General features: G+C 43.1%; 18 protein-coding genes and 2 tRNA genes. 7 read left to right on the top strand and 13 right to left on the bottom strand.

Annotation, left to right across the window (positions count from 1 at the left end):
* Nucleotides 1-8: 8 nt before the first annotated feature.
* Nucleotides 9-674: a hypothetical protein gene (locus tag A3775_RS07340; RefSeq protein ID WP_066424383.1), complete on the bottom strand. Its 666-nt coding sequence runs from the start codon at nt 672-674 to the stop codon at nt 9-11.
* Nucleotides 675-1125: 451 nt separating this feature from the next.
* Here A3775_RS07340 and A3775_RS07335 point away from each other — a divergent pair, with 451 nt between their 5' ends.
* Complete coding sequence (locus A3775_RS07335) at nt 1126-1395, top strand: hypothetical protein (protein WP_066424381.1); 270 nt, start codon at nt 1126-1128, stop codon at nt 1393-1395.
* A gap of 65 nt (nt 1396-1460) precedes the next feature.
* Here the strand turns inward: A3775_RS07335 and mdh are convergent, their stop codons facing one another.
* The 8 genes from mdh to A3775_RS07295 form a co-directional block, all read right to left on the bottom strand.
* Nucleotides 1461-2444 carry a malate dehydrogenase gene (gene mdh, locus A3775_RS07330; RefSeq protein ID WP_066424379.1) on the bottom strand — a complete coding sequence of 328 codons (984 nt, stop codon included), beginning with the start codon at nt 2442-2444 and terminating at the stop codon, nt 1461-1463.
* Between the two features lie 175 nt (nt 2445-2619).
* Nucleotides 2620-2835: an NAD(P)H-quinone oxidoreductase subunit O gene (locus tag A3775_RS07325; protein ID WP_066377943.1), complete on the bottom strand. Its 216-nt coding sequence runs from the start codon at nt 2833-2835 to the stop codon at nt 2620-2622.
* Between the two features lie 216 nt (nt 2836-3051).
* On the bottom strand, nt 3052-3300 hold the full coding sequence (locus tag A3775_RS07320) for a DUF4926 domain-containing protein (protein ID WP_066377944.1): 249 nt from the start codon (nt 3298-3300) through the stop codon (nt 3052-3054).
* A gap of 5 nt (nt 3301-3305) precedes the next feature.
* Entirely contained in the window at nt 3306-3632 is a 327-nt protein-coding gene (locus A3775_RS07315) for a DUF6883 domain-containing protein (protein WP_066424377.1), read from the bottom strand.
* Nucleotides 3633-4019: 387 nt separating this feature from the next.
* A tRNA-Pro gene (locus A3775_RS07310) sits at nt 4020-4093 on the bottom strand.
* 51 nt (nt 4094-4144) lie between these two features.
* The gene (locus tag A3775_RS07305) at nt 4145-4510 is read right to left on the bottom strand and encodes a DUF1818 family protein (RefSeq protein ID WP_066424376.1); all 366 of its coding nucleotides are present in this window, start codon (nt 4508-4510) and stop codon (nt 4145-4147) included.
* Nucleotides 4494-5030: a hypothetical protein gene (locus A3775_RS07300; protein WP_066424374.1), complete on the bottom strand. Its 537-nt coding sequence runs from the start codon at nt 5028-5030 to the stop codon at nt 4494-4496. The genes A3775_RS07305 and A3775_RS07300 overlap by 17 nt, the downstream gene beginning before the upstream one ends.
* A gap of 21 nt (nt 5031-5051) precedes the next feature.
* Nucleotides 5052-5288 carry a DNA-directed RNA polymerase subunit omega gene (locus tag A3775_RS07295; RefSeq protein WP_066377950.1) on the bottom strand — a complete coding sequence of 79 codons (237 nt, stop codon included), beginning with the start codon at nt 5286-5288 and terminating at the stop codon, nt 5052-5054.
* A gap of 155 nt (nt 5289-5443) precedes the next feature.
* Here A3775_RS07295 and A3775_RS07290 point away from each other — a divergent pair, with 155 nt between their 5' ends.
* Together A3775_RS07290 and A3775_RS07285 are read left to right on the top strand one after the other, a co-directional pair.
* Entirely contained in the window at nt 5444-5863 is a 420-nt protein-coding gene (locus tag A3775_RS07290) for a fasciclin domain-containing protein (RefSeq protein WP_066424373.1), read from the top strand.
* Between the two features lie 210 nt (nt 5864-6073).
* A tRNA-Met gene (locus A3775_RS07285) sits at nt 6074-6147 on the top strand.
* 68 nt (nt 6148-6215) lie between these two features.
* On the opposite strand, the gene A3775_RS07280 is transcribed toward A3775_RS07285, so the two are convergent.
* On the bottom strand, nt 6216-8315 hold the full coding sequence (locus A3775_RS07280; protein ID WP_066424372.1) for an amylo-alpha-1,6-glucosidase: 2100 nt from the start codon (nt 8313-8315) through the stop codon (nt 6216-6218).
* A gap of 140 nt (nt 8316-8455) precedes the next feature.
* Here A3775_RS07280 and A3775_RS07275 point away from each other — a divergent pair, with 140 nt between their 5' ends.
* Nucleotides 8456-9067: a peroxiredoxin gene (locus A3775_RS07275; protein WP_066377959.1), complete on the top strand. Its 612-nt coding sequence runs from the start codon at nt 8456-8458 to the stop codon at nt 9065-9067.
* A gap of 259 nt (nt 9068-9326) precedes the next feature.
* On the top strand, nt 9327-9863 hold the full coding sequence (locus A3775_RS07270; RefSeq protein ID WP_066378217.1) for a peroxiredoxin: 537 nt from the start codon (nt 9327-9329) through the stop codon (nt 9861-9863).
* 268 nt (nt 9864-10131) lie between these two features.
* Here A3775_RS07270 and A3775_RS07265 read toward each other — a convergent pair whose 3' ends face one another.
* From A3775_RS07265 to A3775_RS07255, 3 genes are all read right to left on the bottom strand, one after another.
* Complete coding sequence (locus A3775_RS07265) at nt 10132-11139, bottom strand: DnaJ C-terminal domain-containing protein (RefSeq protein WP_066377961.1); 1008 nt, start codon at nt 11137-11139, stop codon at nt 10132-10134.
* A gap of 121 nt (nt 11140-11260) precedes the next feature.
* Nucleotides 11261-11782, bottom strand: coding sequence for an AAA family ATPase (locus tag A3775_RS07260; RefSeq protein ID WP_066377962.1), 522 nt, complete (start codon nt 11780-11782; stop codon nt 11261-11263).
* A gap of 72 nt (nt 11783-11854) precedes the next feature.
* Entirely contained in the window at nt 11855-13144 is a 1290-nt protein-coding gene (locus tag A3775_RS07255) for a glucose-1-phosphate adenylyltransferase (protein WP_066377964.1), read from the bottom strand.
* A 117-nt stretch (nt 13145-13261) separates the two neighbouring features.
* Between A3775_RS07255 and A3775_RS24080 the strand changes: the two genes are divergently transcribed.
* Together A3775_RS24080 and A3775_RS24975 are read left to right on the top strand one after the other, a co-directional pair.
* A complete protein-coding gene (locus tag A3775_RS24080) occupies nt 13262-13579 on the top strand; it encodes a hypothetical protein (RefSeq protein ID WP_156481575.1) in 318 nt (105 codons plus the stop codon).
* Nucleotides 13552-14345 (top strand): glycoside hydrolase family 13 protein (locus A3775_RS24975; RefSeq protein ID WP_231866962.1); only part of this gene is annotated, 794 nt, incomplete at its 3' end. The genes A3775_RS24080 and A3775_RS24975, both read left to right, overlap by 28 nt.

Below are 14345 nucleotides of genomic sequence, written 5' to 3'. Positions count from 1 at the left end.
CAATCTGATTAGCTCAAGCGTTTAGCGTAAGAGCGTAATCCTACACCAGCGATGGTGATTGAATCTTCTCTTTTATCAGGAGTGAAGTCTGGTATCTCTCCAGCAATTAGCTGAAAAATGTCGTTAGCTTGCACTTCCAGCAACCACGCATTGAAATGTTCACGACTAACGCGATCGCCTATTTCTCTCCTGATGCGGTAAATTGGCACTAAATCATTAAAGTTATAGTTCTGGTTCAACTTGTCGTAGACTTCCAGTACCACTGATTTAAACTCGTCGTAAGTTGCGATCGCACTCTTGCCATTAGCTGGTGCAGATGTGCTAACTGCCGCAACATCAATCTGGCTAATCCACTTCAATAACGCATTTGCTGCCCAAGTACCAACAATAGTGCCATCAAACTTAAACTCGCCACTTCTCAAAGCCTCACCCAGAAACTCTAAACCCTTGGGAGATGTTAGAGAGTATCCTTGCTTGGAAATTGTGATCACTCCCTGGTTGCTTAATTCCTCAAATTCAGCCTGATAGTCTGCCGCCTTCTTGCCCTTCGATAAAATTCGTTTGTTGAGTTGCCCTTTCTTCACTTCCTGCTGAGTTCCTCCCAAATCCCACAAAGCCAGCAGAAGACGAGTTTTAGTTTTGGCACTCTGTAAACTATCTTTGCCTGAACCCATGTGATGTAGCCTATTTAACTGATTATTACCACATTATAGTTTGCTTTTTCTTACATAGTCTATGTAAGTGGTATTAAGAAAATCTTCATATTTAATCAAAAAACTCAATTTTTCAATAAAATCAGCAATATTCAAGAACTAGCAAAGCAGCTTTTATGTGATTTAAAATACAGTAATGAAATATTTTCTTGAAATATTGTTTCTAGCCTATGGTATTAAAACGGCAGAAAATTTTATATAAAATGACAATCAGATAAAAAAATGCGGCGATCGCTCACTATTTTTCTGCCAAAATCACCTAACTAAAAATCTATTTCTGGGGAGTAATGCAAACTCTTTCAAAAGTAGGACGGAAGACTAAAAAAATCGCCTCATCATAGCAGAGGGTGAATACAACCTTTCTCAAAATTAACTTGTATCCTACTCCTGTGTTTCAGGGAGGAAAGAGATTATGGTAGATGATTTTTTGCGAAAAGCAAAGGATTTTATCGGTGGTTCAAGACGCAAAGAAAGAGAGGAAGACACTGATTATCGGGAGTATCGGGGACGTAGGGGAAGCCAAGATCGGGAAGAATGGGAAGAAGACGAAGAAAACGAGGAGTATAATCGCAACTTTCCACCCTCCCGTGAAGACCGCTATGATGAAGAAGATGAAGAAGATTATGGTAGTATGCGTCGTTCCCGCAGAAGCCGCTACGATGATGAAGACGACGACGAATAACCATCAATAAACCCCTTGTAAAGACGCGATAAATCGCGTCTACCAATCACGCTTATCAATTATTACTATATAGAACTTATTGCCCCTAAAATTTCTTGCGATCGCGCAATATTTTTCCGCACAGATTCAGCCGAAATATGCAAAGCTTCTCTTTCACTTTCACTCAAATTTAACTCTAAAATACTCTCAATTCCAGCCGCACCCAAGCGACAAGGAACACCAATCACCACATCTTTTAAACCATATTCACCTTGCAAATATGTCGCCACAGGTAACAACCTGGACTGATTTAATACAATCGATTCTACCATCACACTCGTAGCGGAAGCTGGCGCAAAAAATGCTCCACCAGTCTGGATTAATTCGACAATTTCCGCGCCACCGTTGCGGGTTCTTTCTACCAAACGTTCAATTGTATCTGCATCTAATAATTCTGTGATGGGAATACCATTAACTGTCGCGTAACGAGACAAGGGAACCATCAAATCACCGTGACTACCTAACACCATCGCCTTGACATCAGCAGGTAATACACCCAACTCCAAGGCGATAAAAGTCTCAAATCTGGCTGAGTCTAAAACCCCAGCCATACCCATAATACGATGACGAGGTAAACCCGTGGCTTCCCAAGCTAGATATGTCATCACATCTAAGGGATTGGTGACAATAATTAAAATAGCATCGGGAGAGTAGGCGATCGCTTGCTTGGCTGCTTCTACAACAATCTTCGCGTTAGTTTTGAGCAAATCATCCCGACTCATACCTGGTTTGCGGGGAAGTCCGGCGGTAATTATGACGATTTGTGAACCAGCCGTGTCAGTATAATCATTTGTGCCTATAATTTCACGATTATGTAACTCAATGCCTCTAGCTTCCAACAAATCCAAAGCTAAACCTTGAGGCATTCCTTGAACAATATCTAATAATACGACATCAGCGAGATTTTTCTCAGCGATGCGTTGCGCTAAGGTGCTACCAACTCTACCAGCACCGATGATAGAGACACGCGGTAAACGAGACAGAATAGGGGAGACAACAGAAGAAGACATAATTCTGCTAGACAATGCAATCTTTACACCACTCAGGTTAACAGCTAGGATTGCGATCGCCTGTCACTAGAGTTAGAAAATTCACTATGTAGGATGGAAGATATCCACCCTACAATTTTGTAGTGCAAGCAAATTCTACCAAAGGATAAACAGCACTTATCCCCAGCCTAAAGGCTTATTCAGACACTTCCAGTTGATCTAAACGTAACCAAATATTAGGGGTGGGTACTTTTCCGAACTTCACCAAGGCATAATCACCTTTAATATCTACCACTTCACCGTTAGAGTCAAACAAATAAGCCGGAAAGCGAGTATCACTAGCTTTTGCTTCCACACTATTTTCTAGTTTCTCACGGACAGCCCGCACCATATTACCTTTTTTTAGTGGCATAAGTTCTTCTCGCAAGTTTTTAGTTTCATACAGGATTTTAACTTGCAGACAGGTCAATAGAGTATGGGCGACAGTTGATAGGCGACAGATAGAAGTAGGTTGGGTTAAGTGCTGCGCTTAACCCAACCTACTTCTAATTCACTATCTTAGCCTTGCCACGCCACTATTATATTTTTTTATTAATTTATAAAAAACTCTAATAGATTGTTAAAGAAACTATTTCAACTCTGCTAATGGACGAATAGCCAATACTGCATCGCTAGGCATTTTTTGTACTGCTGACATAGGAACAGTAAAAACAGCGATAGAGTCACCTATTGCATTAAAGACTTCTAATACATAACCATCTTCACCACCATGAGGATGAGTCACATAATCAATTAACATAGCAACATCGCCCCGTTTGAGATTATATTCTGGTAAATCACAATTGAGAGCAACATACTGATATAGTTCTAATTTCATCCAATTTAGTCCTTTTTTGGTTTTAGGGTAATAAAGCGAAAGTTGCTGCCATGTTTTGATTGTAGCCAAACTGTGATTACTGCTAAATTTTGACCATTTACTCCTTGTAGGTTTCCTTCGATAGTGTAAAACGTTCCATATTCATTAGTAATATCTTCTACTACTTCATGGGTGGTTGCGAGTTGCCAAATAGCTGTTAATAATTCTTCTGGGTTAGTTTGTGTAAATCCCGCTTGGGCTAAAAATTTTGATTTATCATCTTTTATCCGGGGAACTAAAAGATAGCGGGTAATCTTTTCTTCTGGAATTATGATATTTTCTGGTATTTTCACAATTCAGTTTTGCTATAGTTCTTTTTAATTAACAACAAAATTGGGTTTAAACCCAATACAGGAACAGAATACTCCCTTGGCTTCATCTGAGAGTTAGCGCGTAACTCATCAGTAAATTAGTAGGGTGCATCAGATACCGGAAATATGGTAGTTTTTGCCAAATCATCTCTTCTGACGCGCCCTAATAACTATCTATTCTAGAACAGACTAAAATGGAAGTGTATAATAGGGAAATTTAGTCTACACAAAGCTTTTACTTATATGTTGTATTCTGGTTGATTACTCATGTTACCCATCATAAAATCAACAATAAGTAAACATAGAGTCAAAGCCATGAAAAAACCTACCAATCTTTCATGAAGATTAGCAGGTTAGGGATTTTATCAATCGGAGCGGCGGGATTTGAACCCACGACCTCCACTACCCCAAAGTGGCGCGCTACCAAGCTGCGCTACGCCCCGGTCACGATTTACTATAATAACGCAAAGCTGAAGGATAATCAAGGGGTAAGTTCAAAAAACTTTTAGCATCCCAGCAGCTTGCAACAGACCAGGTACAGCAGAGGCTTGCCATTTACCTTCTGCACAACGTCCAGAATTCAGGATAAAGCGCAGACTGTATTGATGGGGGTAGCCTTCCACCTCCATCCATAATAAATCACTTTCGGCTTCACAGGCAATTTTTTCTTCATCCATTAATTCGGCTGTGAGTTGTTTCATCGTGTCGGCTAGCTGTGCCAACAACCGACAAAAAACATCTAACTCGGCGGCGGTTAACTCTATCGCCCAGTCATCAGTACCTACTAAACCTTGATACTCAACTGCATTGGGGTTCCAACCGATGCGCCAACCATCACCGCTTTTAATTACTCGTTCCATCAGGACTGGGGTTAAAGATGTTGGTAAGGACTTGTGCTAGCGCATTTCTTTGCTGGCGGGTGAGGCGTTTAATGGTGGCGCGATCGCCTGCTAAGGGATTCTGTCGTAATGTATCATTACCTGGGTAGGTGTTTTCATACATCACTTCGTTAGCATCCAAATAATCAGCTAAAGTCAGCTTCCAATCTAGGCGATAATTGGGGGCGCGTTCTTTAATATAAATGTGATACCGAATCAAGCGACTAGCCAAGGTGTTATTCTCAGCCACCTTCCCAGACTCTCTGCTGATGTATTGGTTTTCCTTGGGCAAGTCCGGTAATTGCTGATATACCAACTGCCACACATCGCTAGGACTAATCCTTTGGGCTTGTGCTGGTTGAATACTGAGTAAATTAGTGGGTGTAGTTGGTGTAAATCTATCCACGCCCGCACCTAAAACAATTACACTCACCACTATCAAAGCAGTGAGTGTCTGCCAAGGATGGAGTCGGGGATGAATTAACGATAAATGTTTGCTCATCCTACCTTCTCTCACACCCGCTTATAATTCACCAATGATTTCTGGTTGTGTCAGTTCGTCGGACATTTCAATAATTGCCCTCAGCACTGGCTTCATCATTGCATCTTCCGCACTATCAAAGTCTTCATAACGTCGGCGTTTAGCACGATTTGCCACCTGAACCGTAATGCGGTAGCGATTAGACGCTGCACTAATTAAATCCTCAGCACGGTGCATAATCTGAGATTGGGTTGTCTCGAACTTAGAACGCTTGAGCATAGTAACTGGTTCTTGGGGACATACCCTAGTTTAGCAGCACTCAATCAATGTTCTACTTGGTGATATTGCTGGCAACCTTTCTGTTGATAGAGGTTGATTACTTTTAACTCTTTATAACTTAGTGGGTAAGGAAGTTAATTAATTAACCCCATCTTATGGCTAATCTTGTGGAAACTGCTGCCAACGTTGGCAAGTTCAATAAGCTGTTACAACTGGCTGAAACTGCCCAAATCGTAGACACCCTCAAAAGTGCTGATATTTTCACTTTATTTGCACCTACTGATGAAGCTTTTGCTAAGTTACCAGATGGAACTTTAGATGCACTACAGAAAGATATCCCTACTTTGAAAAAAGTTTTGACGTATCATGTAGCCTTCGGAGATGTCAGGGCTGAGGATTTGGTGCAGATAGAAGAAGCAGAAACATTAGAAGGTTCTGTATTGGCGATTGATTCTACTAACGGTGTGATTAAGGTAAACGATACCAACATCACCCAAACAGATATCGTGGCTGATAATGGTGTCATCCACGTTATTGATCATGTGTTGATACCAGCAATGGTAGCAGGGAAATGAAACCGCAAGGAAGCTAAAGACCCCAATTTCAGGATAAGCGACTGAATCGAAAATTACGGCGTAACCTCCGAGGGGTCGCCCTCTGCGTTTTTTTGAGCAAGGCTGAAAGGTTATGATGTAATTGGGCTATCGATAACCCAAAATTTTTTTTAGCAAAACACTAGCCAAATCTAAATTTGTCTGCTATATTAAGAATTGTGTGAAAAACAAGGCTCAGTAGCTCAGTTGGTTAGAGCACGGGACTCATAAGCCTGGGGTCGTTGGTTCAAATCCGACCTGAGCCATATTATAAATTAATCAGCTAAAAGTTGTGAGTTGAGCAATTAGGATTAACCTTTGCTCACTCAAATCACTATTTGAAATGACGAATCACTTCAGCGATTGACCAAGCTTGGGCTACTGCGCCTCTGGGTTGGTGTGGTGCGTCGCCATCAAAAATTTCGGAAATAGAACCAATGCAACCATCATTCAGGAAATGGTGTAAAAGGGGTTGCCAATCAAAAGGTAGGGGTTGTTCGGGAAAAAAACGCTGCCAAGCCCGGATAAAGGGGCCAATTAGCCAAGTCCACACCGTACCCTGATGGTAAGAGCGATCGCGTGTTTGTGAGTTACCTTCATATTTACCTATATATTGTGGATCGGCTGGGTCAAGGCTGCGTAGTCCATAGGGAGTCAGCAAGCGATAAGTTGCTAAATCTATGACTTGACGACCTTGTTGTTGAGTAAACCCACAATGGGAAAGTGACAATGCAATCACAGCATTGGGGCGAATTTGAGCATGGCGGCGATCGTCAAAATCAATGGTGTCGTACAAATAGCCTAACTGTGGATTCCAAAATTTTTGCAGAGAAGCTTTTACCTGTTGGGCTTGTTCAGCATAACGCCCTGCTTGCTTTGCTAAACGTGCCGTATCACCTACTTGTAACTGGCTCAAGCATTCTGCCCAGTTACTCATCCAACATAATGCAGAATACCACAGTGCATTAATTTCTACAGCTTTGCCAGGTCGAGGCGTGACAGGTTCTCCTTCTACTATTGCATCCATCCAAGTTAAAGCCACACCTCTGGCATCCCATCCCACCAATCCATCGGTAGCATCAATTTGGATGTTGTAGCGTGTACCAGCTAAAAAAGCTTTATGGATTTGTTGGACTACAGGGAACTGTTCAGACAAAAATTGCCAGTCTTGGGTTGCTTCTAAGTAAAGCCCTAAAGTTTCAATCCACCACAAAGCCGCATCAATGCTGTTGTAAAACGGTTCACTGTCCACATCAGGGAAAGCATTCGGTATCAAACCGTAACGACAGTAACGCCCAAAGGTGCGTAACAGTCCTTTTGCTAGGTCAAAGCGTTGAGGTACTAAGGTTAAACCCGGTAAGGCGATTAAGGTATCCCGTCCCCAGTCATTAAACCAGTGATAACCAGCAATTACCGTAGGCCCAGCAATTGAAGCACGATAGACGATGAACTGATCACCAGCTTTTAATAATTGTCGCCAAATTTTGGATTGGGAATTGGGCAGGGGGCATGGGGCATTGGGCATTTCTGCTTCCCCAGTCCCCAGTCCCCAGTCCCTAGTCCCTAATTCCCAACCAAAAATCTCAGATAGTCGTTGTTGTTCTGCGGCGACAGCTGCGGCAAAGGTATCGGTGGTAAGAATATCTGGTGTTTGCTCAGGAAAACCGATGCGTGCTTCTAGAGTGACTGCATCTCCTGGTTTGAGTGTGACGGTCAAATAACCAGGGCTGTAGAGGTCTTCGCGATCGCCTAATCCCCGTTTTGTTTCTTGGGGAAATTCGTAATTCCAATACCACACCGAATCTGCTCGATATTCTCCTTGTGTCCAACGCAATTGCCAAGGTGTACCAAAATGCCCCGATTTAATGGCTTGCAAACACACTTGTTGATGTCCCAGCAGTTGGGAAAATTGTAAGTCTGAAGTCGCGGTTTGTTGACTGTGAAAGTCGCGATCGCCTATCAGCAAGCGCAGTCTTAAGGTTGCCGTTTGTCTACCTTCATAACGATATTGAATTAATAGGCGATGACCTCCGGTCGGGTGTAGCCCATCACTCATTCGGGAGTCGCCCGCCTGATTTTCTTCCCTACTCCCTCCCATCCCATGCGGCATCAGCAATTGTCTGCTCAGTTGCCAGTCATTCTCACCCCAAATCCATTGGGGAACAGGGTTAATCTCGAAACTGTGCAGCAGTTTGTAGCCTCTCGGCTCAATGTTACCTGTCCCCCAGATATTCGTCCCCAGTGAAACCACTTTCCCGCCAACTTCCAAGCTAGCTTCTAAGTGTGATAACAACAGGGTACGCCCAGCCGGTGGATTTGTGGCGACAAATAGCCAACCATGATAAGTCCGTGTCCGCACATCCGACACCGTACCACTGGCAAAGCTACCCAAGCCATTAGTCAGCAACCATTCTCTTGTATCTAAATCTGCCATTTGCTACTCACAATCGTTATGAGTATGATATATTTGTAACAGATCGTAATCAAACTGTGAGAGAGCGTGGAGGGGTAAGATTTACCTGACCCCGACTCCAACGCTAGAAAACGGATATAAGTTGAAGGAGAACATAGTAAATGTCCATCACTTACGGAACAGAAGGAAGCCTGCGCGTTGGTCAACAAGCTCCCGATTTTACAGCAACAGCTGTGGCGGATCAGGAATTCAAGACAATCAAACTTTCCGACTATCGTGGTAAGTATGTTGTATTGTTCTTCTACCCCCTAGACTTTACCTTTGTTTGCCCCACTGAGATCACAGCATTTAGCGATCGCTACGAAGAATTTAAGAAAATTAACACTGAAGTGCTTGGTGTTTCCGTTGATAGCGAATTCTCACACCTAGCTTGGATTCAAACAGATCGTAAGTCTGGTGGTGTTGGCGACCTCAATTATCCCTTAGTTTCCGACATTAAAAAAGAGATTAGTGCCGCTTACAACGTACTAGACCCAGCCGCAGGTATTGCTTTACGTGGTCTATTCATCATCGACAAAGATGGTGTTATCCAACACGCTACCATCAACAACCTAGCATTTGGTCGCAGCGTTGATGAAACCCTGCGGACACTGCAAGCAATTCAGTATGTGCAGTCTCACCCCGATGAAGTTTGTCCTGCTGGTTGGCAACCCGGCGACAAAACCATGACACCTGACCCAGTGAAGTCTAAAGTTTACTTCGCTGCTGTGTAAAAAAGCAGGAAGTGAGCCACTGCGGTGGACGGGTTTCCCGGCATAAGCAAGTGGCGAACCCGTAGGGCAGAAGGCAAAAGGGAACAAAGTTTATGCTAAAAACTTTCTAACCTTTGTTTGATATCTGCCTTTGTGCTGGTAAGATTTTCAGACAGAAAATCAACCATACCACAGATGAACATAGCTGAACACAGAGATAAAATCAGTGTTATTGGCAGTGTTTACCTGTGGTTTTATAATTTTTAATTTTGAATTATTTATGTTAACCTCAACAGATTTCAGTGGCTTACTTAACGAGCGTTTCTTTCGTAATTTTCTGCCGATTCCAGCTAGTAATGAATTAAGGCTGGATGTAAAAACACCAGATTTTCAATTACCGGATATCACCAACAACAGCACAGTAAAATTAGCGAATTTTTCCGGCAAGCAGCCTGTTTTACTAGCATTTACGCGAATTTTTACCGAAAAGCAATATTGCCCTTTTTGCTTTCCTCATATCAAAGCTTTAAATGAGAACTACGAGGAATTTAAACAGCGTGATATAGAGGTTTTACTGATTACCAGTACAGACGAAAAGCAAAGCCAAATAGTTGTGAGAGACTTAGGCTTAAAAATGCCTTTGCTGAGTGACCCTAGTTGCAGAGTATTTCGCACTTATCAAGTAGGACAAGCCCTAGGTGCGCCTTTACCTGCTCAGTTTGTATTAGATAAAGAAGGAAAACTCCGCTACAAGCATTTATTTTCGTTTTTAGATCACAATGCCAGTATTGAAACTTTACTCAATATGTTCAATTAAAGTCAGGTGGGCAATAGACCTCTTGCATAAATATTTTTCTGCCTCACGCATTCGCCGCTAGGCGTTCCCGAAGGGTAGGCGCAAAGACGCAAAGAAAGACGCTAGAATCATGACTTTTGCAAGAGGTCTAATGTTCTGAATTTGCTCAAACCCTGAATTTGGATTGTGGCCAGTGCATCGCCCTACCGTTAATGACTCAGATAAAATACGTTGTATGTAGAGACGTTGCATGCAACGTCTCTACATTTTTAGGGAAGCTTTCCGAACTTTAAAGTTTAACTTGCTGTAAATGACTGCGGGGATTGTAACTACGAATAGCCCGGATTTTTTCATAGTATTCCCGTTCTTGCTGGCTCATTTCTTTGGGTGGAACGATCGCCACCTTCACCAACTGATCACCACGCCCACCTCTAGAAAGAGGCCAGCCTTTACCCCGTAAACGCAAAGATTGGCCAGAACGCACTCCGGCTGGTAACTTCACATTTACACTACCATCGGGTGTGGGAACATCAATTGACGCACCAAGGGCAGCTTCATCGGGAGTTATCGGTACTTCACAGACAAGATTATCACCATCAATCTGGAAGAATGAATGTGGCTGTAATTCTACCTTAAGATATAAGTCGCCACGTTGTTGAGTCATGGGGTTGAATTGTCCTTTACCACGCACCCGCAGACGAGTACCGGATTTCGCGCCGGCTGGGATACGAACATCTATGGTTTCGTTACCTAAGCTAAACCGCTTTTGACAACCTGCAAAAGCTTCTCCAAATGTCAAACTAATAGAAGCTTCTGTATCTGCTGCGCCACCTGCACCAGCTGCACCAACATCTTGAAAACCGAAGTCACCAAACCCACTATAACCGCCCCCTGGTCTACCTGTAGAGGTACGATAAGAATAGCTTTGTCTGCCACCGCGAGGCGCACCACCACCAAAGCGTCCTAGTAATTCATTGATAAACTCATCAAAAGTGCCGTATTGACTGAAGTCGAAACCGTTCATATCGACACCAGCACCGCCAGGGAAGCCGCCTTCACCTACTTGTCGCCAATATTGACCAAATTGGTCATATTTTTTGCGTTTGTCTGGATCTGATAAAACTTCGTAAGCTTCGTTAATTTCTTTGAAGCGTGCTTCCGCTTGCTTGTTACCTGGGTTCACATCAGGGTGATACTTGCGGGCTAATTTCCGAAAAGCTTGCTTAATTTCTTCTGGACTGGCAGTTTTACTAACTCCTAAAATCGTGTAATAGTCCTTGAAGTCGGTTGCAGCCATCTACCAGCCTCCTGTAGCGATTTTCTTTAAGTTTTTTTCTAAGATGTGAGATTCTGTGTTTGCTAGGTATAATGCCAAGCACAAATAATTCTGATTTTAAATTAACAAATTATCAATAAAATCAAGTGTGGTTGTTGCTGATGGCATGAGGGCGATTACCGTACTTTGGGGACTCTTGACTGGGGATGGGGTAGGAAATTAAGTTATCTAGTCCTTCTTCGAGGCTGGGGGGTGCGTCGCGGAGTTGGCGGTGCATTCGTAAGATAATGTCTTCGGGGACTTGGCGATCGCGTCGTTTATTCCTTGCTAAACATAGCCATACTGGAGTTCTCACCCATAACCCTGTAATGTGAGTAAAACCTATTTCACGGGCTAGGGTGATAATTTCCCGACGATGGCGGCGTTGGGCGTTAGTAGCATCAAAAATTACGGGTTTATTTGTAACAATAGCCTGTTGCAATTGTCGTTGAATTTCCCGCCAAATCAGCAGCCACGGCCCTTGAATAGCTTCTGAGCCGAATAATTGCCCCCGGATAGCATCTGTAGAAATTAGGTGCATCTGGGGGCATTGTGAGAGTATTTGTTTTGCTAAAGTTGACTTACCGCTACCAGGAAGACCAATCAGCAACAGTAGTTTAGTCATGAGTCCATAGTCAACAGTCCCTAGTTAAATATCTTAACTAATGACTAATGACTAATGACTAATGACTAATAACTAAATAATAGTGCCATCGGGAATTACAGCATTTTTGAGAACAACTACAATGCCACTGCGAATGTAGAAGCCTTGATTTTCGCGGTTAGCTTCCTGTACGTTGTCTTTATTGATAATTTTGACATCGTGACCGATGCGGGCATTTTTGTCAATGATGGCACGGCGAATGATTGTATCTCCACCGATACCTATGGGAATTTCACCTTTTTCTAAACTGCTTTGGCGTTCTACGTAAGGTTGATAAAAGTCAGAACCCATCACTAAAGATTCTTCGATGATAGAGCCAGATTCTACCCGCGATCGCACACCCAACACTGAGTGTTGAATGCGGCAGTTTTTCAAAATGCAACCTTCCCCAATTATCGATTCTGTCACATGACAGTCTAATAATTTGGTTGGTGGCAAATAACGAGGGCGGGTATAAATGGGTGCTTCTTCATCGTAGAAGCTAAAAGGCGGTAATGGTTGCCGAGTCAGGGCTAAATTGGCATTATAGAATGCTTCAATTGTCCCGATATCTTCCCAGTAGTCGTCAAATAAATAAGCTTGAACATTGTAATCTTTTGCCGCATCAGGAATAATTTCCTTACCGAAATCGGTGCGTTCTAAAGATTCTTTCAAAAGTTTGATCAAAACGTCTCTTTTAAAAACATAAATCCCCATCGAGGCGATGTAGGGCTGCAATTTGGCTTGTTCGGCTGACAATCCCAAAATGGTGGTATCGACGCGCATATTAGCTAAAGCTTCGCCTTTCGGTTTTTCGCTAAAGTCGATTACCCTACCGGAATTATCAATTTTCATTAAGCCAAAATCGGAAGCCCGGCGTTCGTCTATGGGGATAACTGAGAGTGTGATATCCGCACCTGTTTCGCGATGGCGTTCTACAAATAGACGATAGTCCATGCGGTAGAGGTGATCTCCTGATAAAATCAGGTATTCGTCCACATTCCATTCTTCCAACAGCCAGATATACTGACGCACCGCATCAGCCGTACCTTGGAACCAATTGGGGTTTTCTGGTGTTTGTTGTGCGGCTAGCACTTCTACAAACCCCTCACTGAAGCCAGTGAAGTTATAGGTACGGGCAATATGACGGTTGAGGGAAGCCGAGTTAAATTGTGTGAGGACGTAGATTTTATAAATCTCAGAATTGATGCAGTTACTGACAGGGATATCTATTAGGCGGTACTTCCCTGCCACTGGTACTGCCGGTTTAGCACGTAGTTTGGTTAAAGGGTACAGGCGAGTACCTGCACCACCTCCAAGGATAATTGCTAAGACTTTTTTCACAAGATTTCTCCCAACTGCCGTTCAAATCCCACCTACAGTTTAGGACTGTATGTAGCAGCTGGTAAGGGGGGATCAACGATTATGTCTAAGGAATTTTACAAACCCTACTTGTGATGTATGCCCATGTCGATAATTAGTCAGCGATCGCCTATGTCTGATTGTAGGCGATCGCTCGGTCAAAACCATTTAAAAGGGAACAGGGAACGGGCAACCGGGAACAGTGTAGGTTTTGCAGGTGATTTAAATCCGCTTAAAAGTGGGGGCTTGCAAAGGCTTGAGCAAGTGCTTCACAGAAACGGGAAACGGTTGGTTCCTCACCGTTCCCTGTTCCCTATTCCCTTTTTGCTTAACACCTCGAATATTTCAGAATTTGCCACAATAATTATCAAAGCAATCAAGAAAAAATCATGCAAATACACACACCAGACTGGGTGAAACACGCTGTATTCTACCAAATTTTTCCCGACCGCTTCGCCAGAAGTCAACAGCCCCGTAAACGCTTGTTGCGTAATGCACGTTGGGAAGACTGGGAAGCAATGCCCACACTGCAAGGTTACAAAGGTGGTGATTTATGGGGCATTATGGAGCAATTAGACTATATTCAAGATTTAGGCATTAATGCTATTTACTTCACACCTATATTTCAATCTGCCAGCAATCACCGTTATCATACCCATGATTATTATCAAGTAGACCCGATGTTAGGGGGTAATCCAGCCTTTAAAGAATTACTAGACGCTGCCCACCGCAGAAATATGAAAGTTGTTCTCGATGGCGTATTTAATCATGCCAGTCGGGGGTTTTTCTTTTTCCATGACATTTTAGAAAATGGCCCTTATTCCCCTTGGGTGAATTGGTTTAAAATTGAAGGCTGGCCGCTTGCGCCGTACACTGGCGAGTTACCCGCTAACTATGTAGGTTGGGCTGATAATCGAGCGTTGCCTGTATTTAATCATGATAACCCAGAAGTGCGGGAATATATCATGGAAATCGCCGAATATTGGCTTAAATTTGGTATTGACGGTTGGCGGTTAGATGTGCCGTTTGAAATTAAAACTCCTGGTTTTTGGCAAGAGTTTCGCGAACGAGTCAAAGCTATTAATCCTGATGCTTATATTGTCGGGGAAGTCTGGGGAGATTCCCGTGAGTGGTTGGATGGTACACAATTTGACGGTGTGATGAATTATTTATTTGCTGGGCC

It is taken from the genome of Anabaena sp. 4-3 (assembly GCF_001597745.1).
In the GTDB taxonomy this organism is placed as follows: Bacteria; Cyanobacteriota; Cyanobacteriia; order Cyanobacteriales; family Nostocaceae; genus Trichormus.
The sequence above is the reverse complement of the archived record's forward strand: the minus strand, read 5'-3'. Positions and strand labels throughout refer to the sequence as shown.

What these genes read in the sequence shown, in the direction of transcription:
- A3775_RS07265 (WP_066377961.1), bottom strand. Translation starts at nt 11,139, where the DNA reads ATGGCTGCAACCGACTTCAAGGACTATTACACGATTTTAGGAGTTAGT.
- A3775_RS07320 (WP_066377944.1), bottom strand. Translation starts at nt 3,300, where the DNA reads ATGAAATTAGAACTATATCAGTATGTTGCTCTCAATTGTGATTTACCA.
- A3775_RS07290 (WP_066424373.1), top strand. Translation starts at nt 5,444, where the DNA reads ATGGCTAATCTTGTGGAAACTGCTGCCAACGTTGGCAAGTTCAATAAG.
- A3775_RS07305 (WP_066424376.1), bottom strand. Translation starts at nt 4,510, where the DNA reads ATGGAACGAGTAATTAAAAGCGGTGATGGTTGGCGCATCGGTTGGAAC.
- A3775_RS24080 (WP_156481575.1), top strand. Translation starts at nt 13,262, where the DNA reads ATGCCCATGTCGATAATTAGTCAGCGATCGCCTATGTCTGATTGTAGG.
- A3775_RS07340 (WP_066424383.1), bottom strand. Translation starts at nt 674, where the DNA reads ATGGGTTCAGGCAAAGATAGTTTACAGAGTGCCAAAACTAAAACTCGT.
- A3775_RS07295 (WP_066377950.1), bottom strand. Translation starts at nt 5,288, where the DNA reads ATGCTCAAGCGTTCTAAGTTCGAGACAACCCAATCTCAGATTATGCAC.
- A3775_RS07325 (WP_066377943.1), bottom strand. Translation starts at nt 2,835, where the DNA reads ATGCCACTAAAAAAAGGTAATATGGTGCGGGCTGTCCGTGAGAAACTA.
- A3775_RS07275 (WP_066377959.1), top strand. Translation starts at nt 8,456, where the DNA reads ATGTCCATCACTTACGGAACAGAAGGAAGCCTGCGCGTTGGTCAACAA.
- A3775_RS07335 (WP_066424381.1), top strand. Translation starts at nt 1,126, where the DNA reads ATGGTAGATGATTTTTTGCGAAAAGCAAAGGATTTTATCGGTGGTTCA.
- A3775_RS07270 (WP_066378217.1), top strand. Translation starts at nt 9,327, where the DNA reads ATGTTAACCTCAACAGATTTCAGTGGCTTACTTAACGAGCGTTTCTTT.
- A3775_RS07260 (WP_066377962.1), bottom strand. Translation starts at nt 11,782, where the DNA reads ATGACTAAACTACTGTTGCTGATTGGTCTTCCTGGTAGCGGTAAGTCA.
- mdh (WP_066424379.1), bottom strand. Translation starts at nt 2,444, where the DNA reads ATGTCTTCTTCTGTTGTCTCCCCTATTCTGTCTCGTTTACCGCGTGTC.
- A3775_RS07300 (WP_066424374.1), bottom strand. Translation starts at nt 5,030, where the DNA reads ATGAGCAAACATTTATCGTTAATTCATCCCCGACTCCATCCTTGGCAG.
- A3775_RS07280 (WP_066424372.1), bottom strand. Translation starts at nt 8,315, where the DNA reads ATGGCAGATTTAGATACAAGAGAATGGTTGCTGACTAATGGCTTGGGT.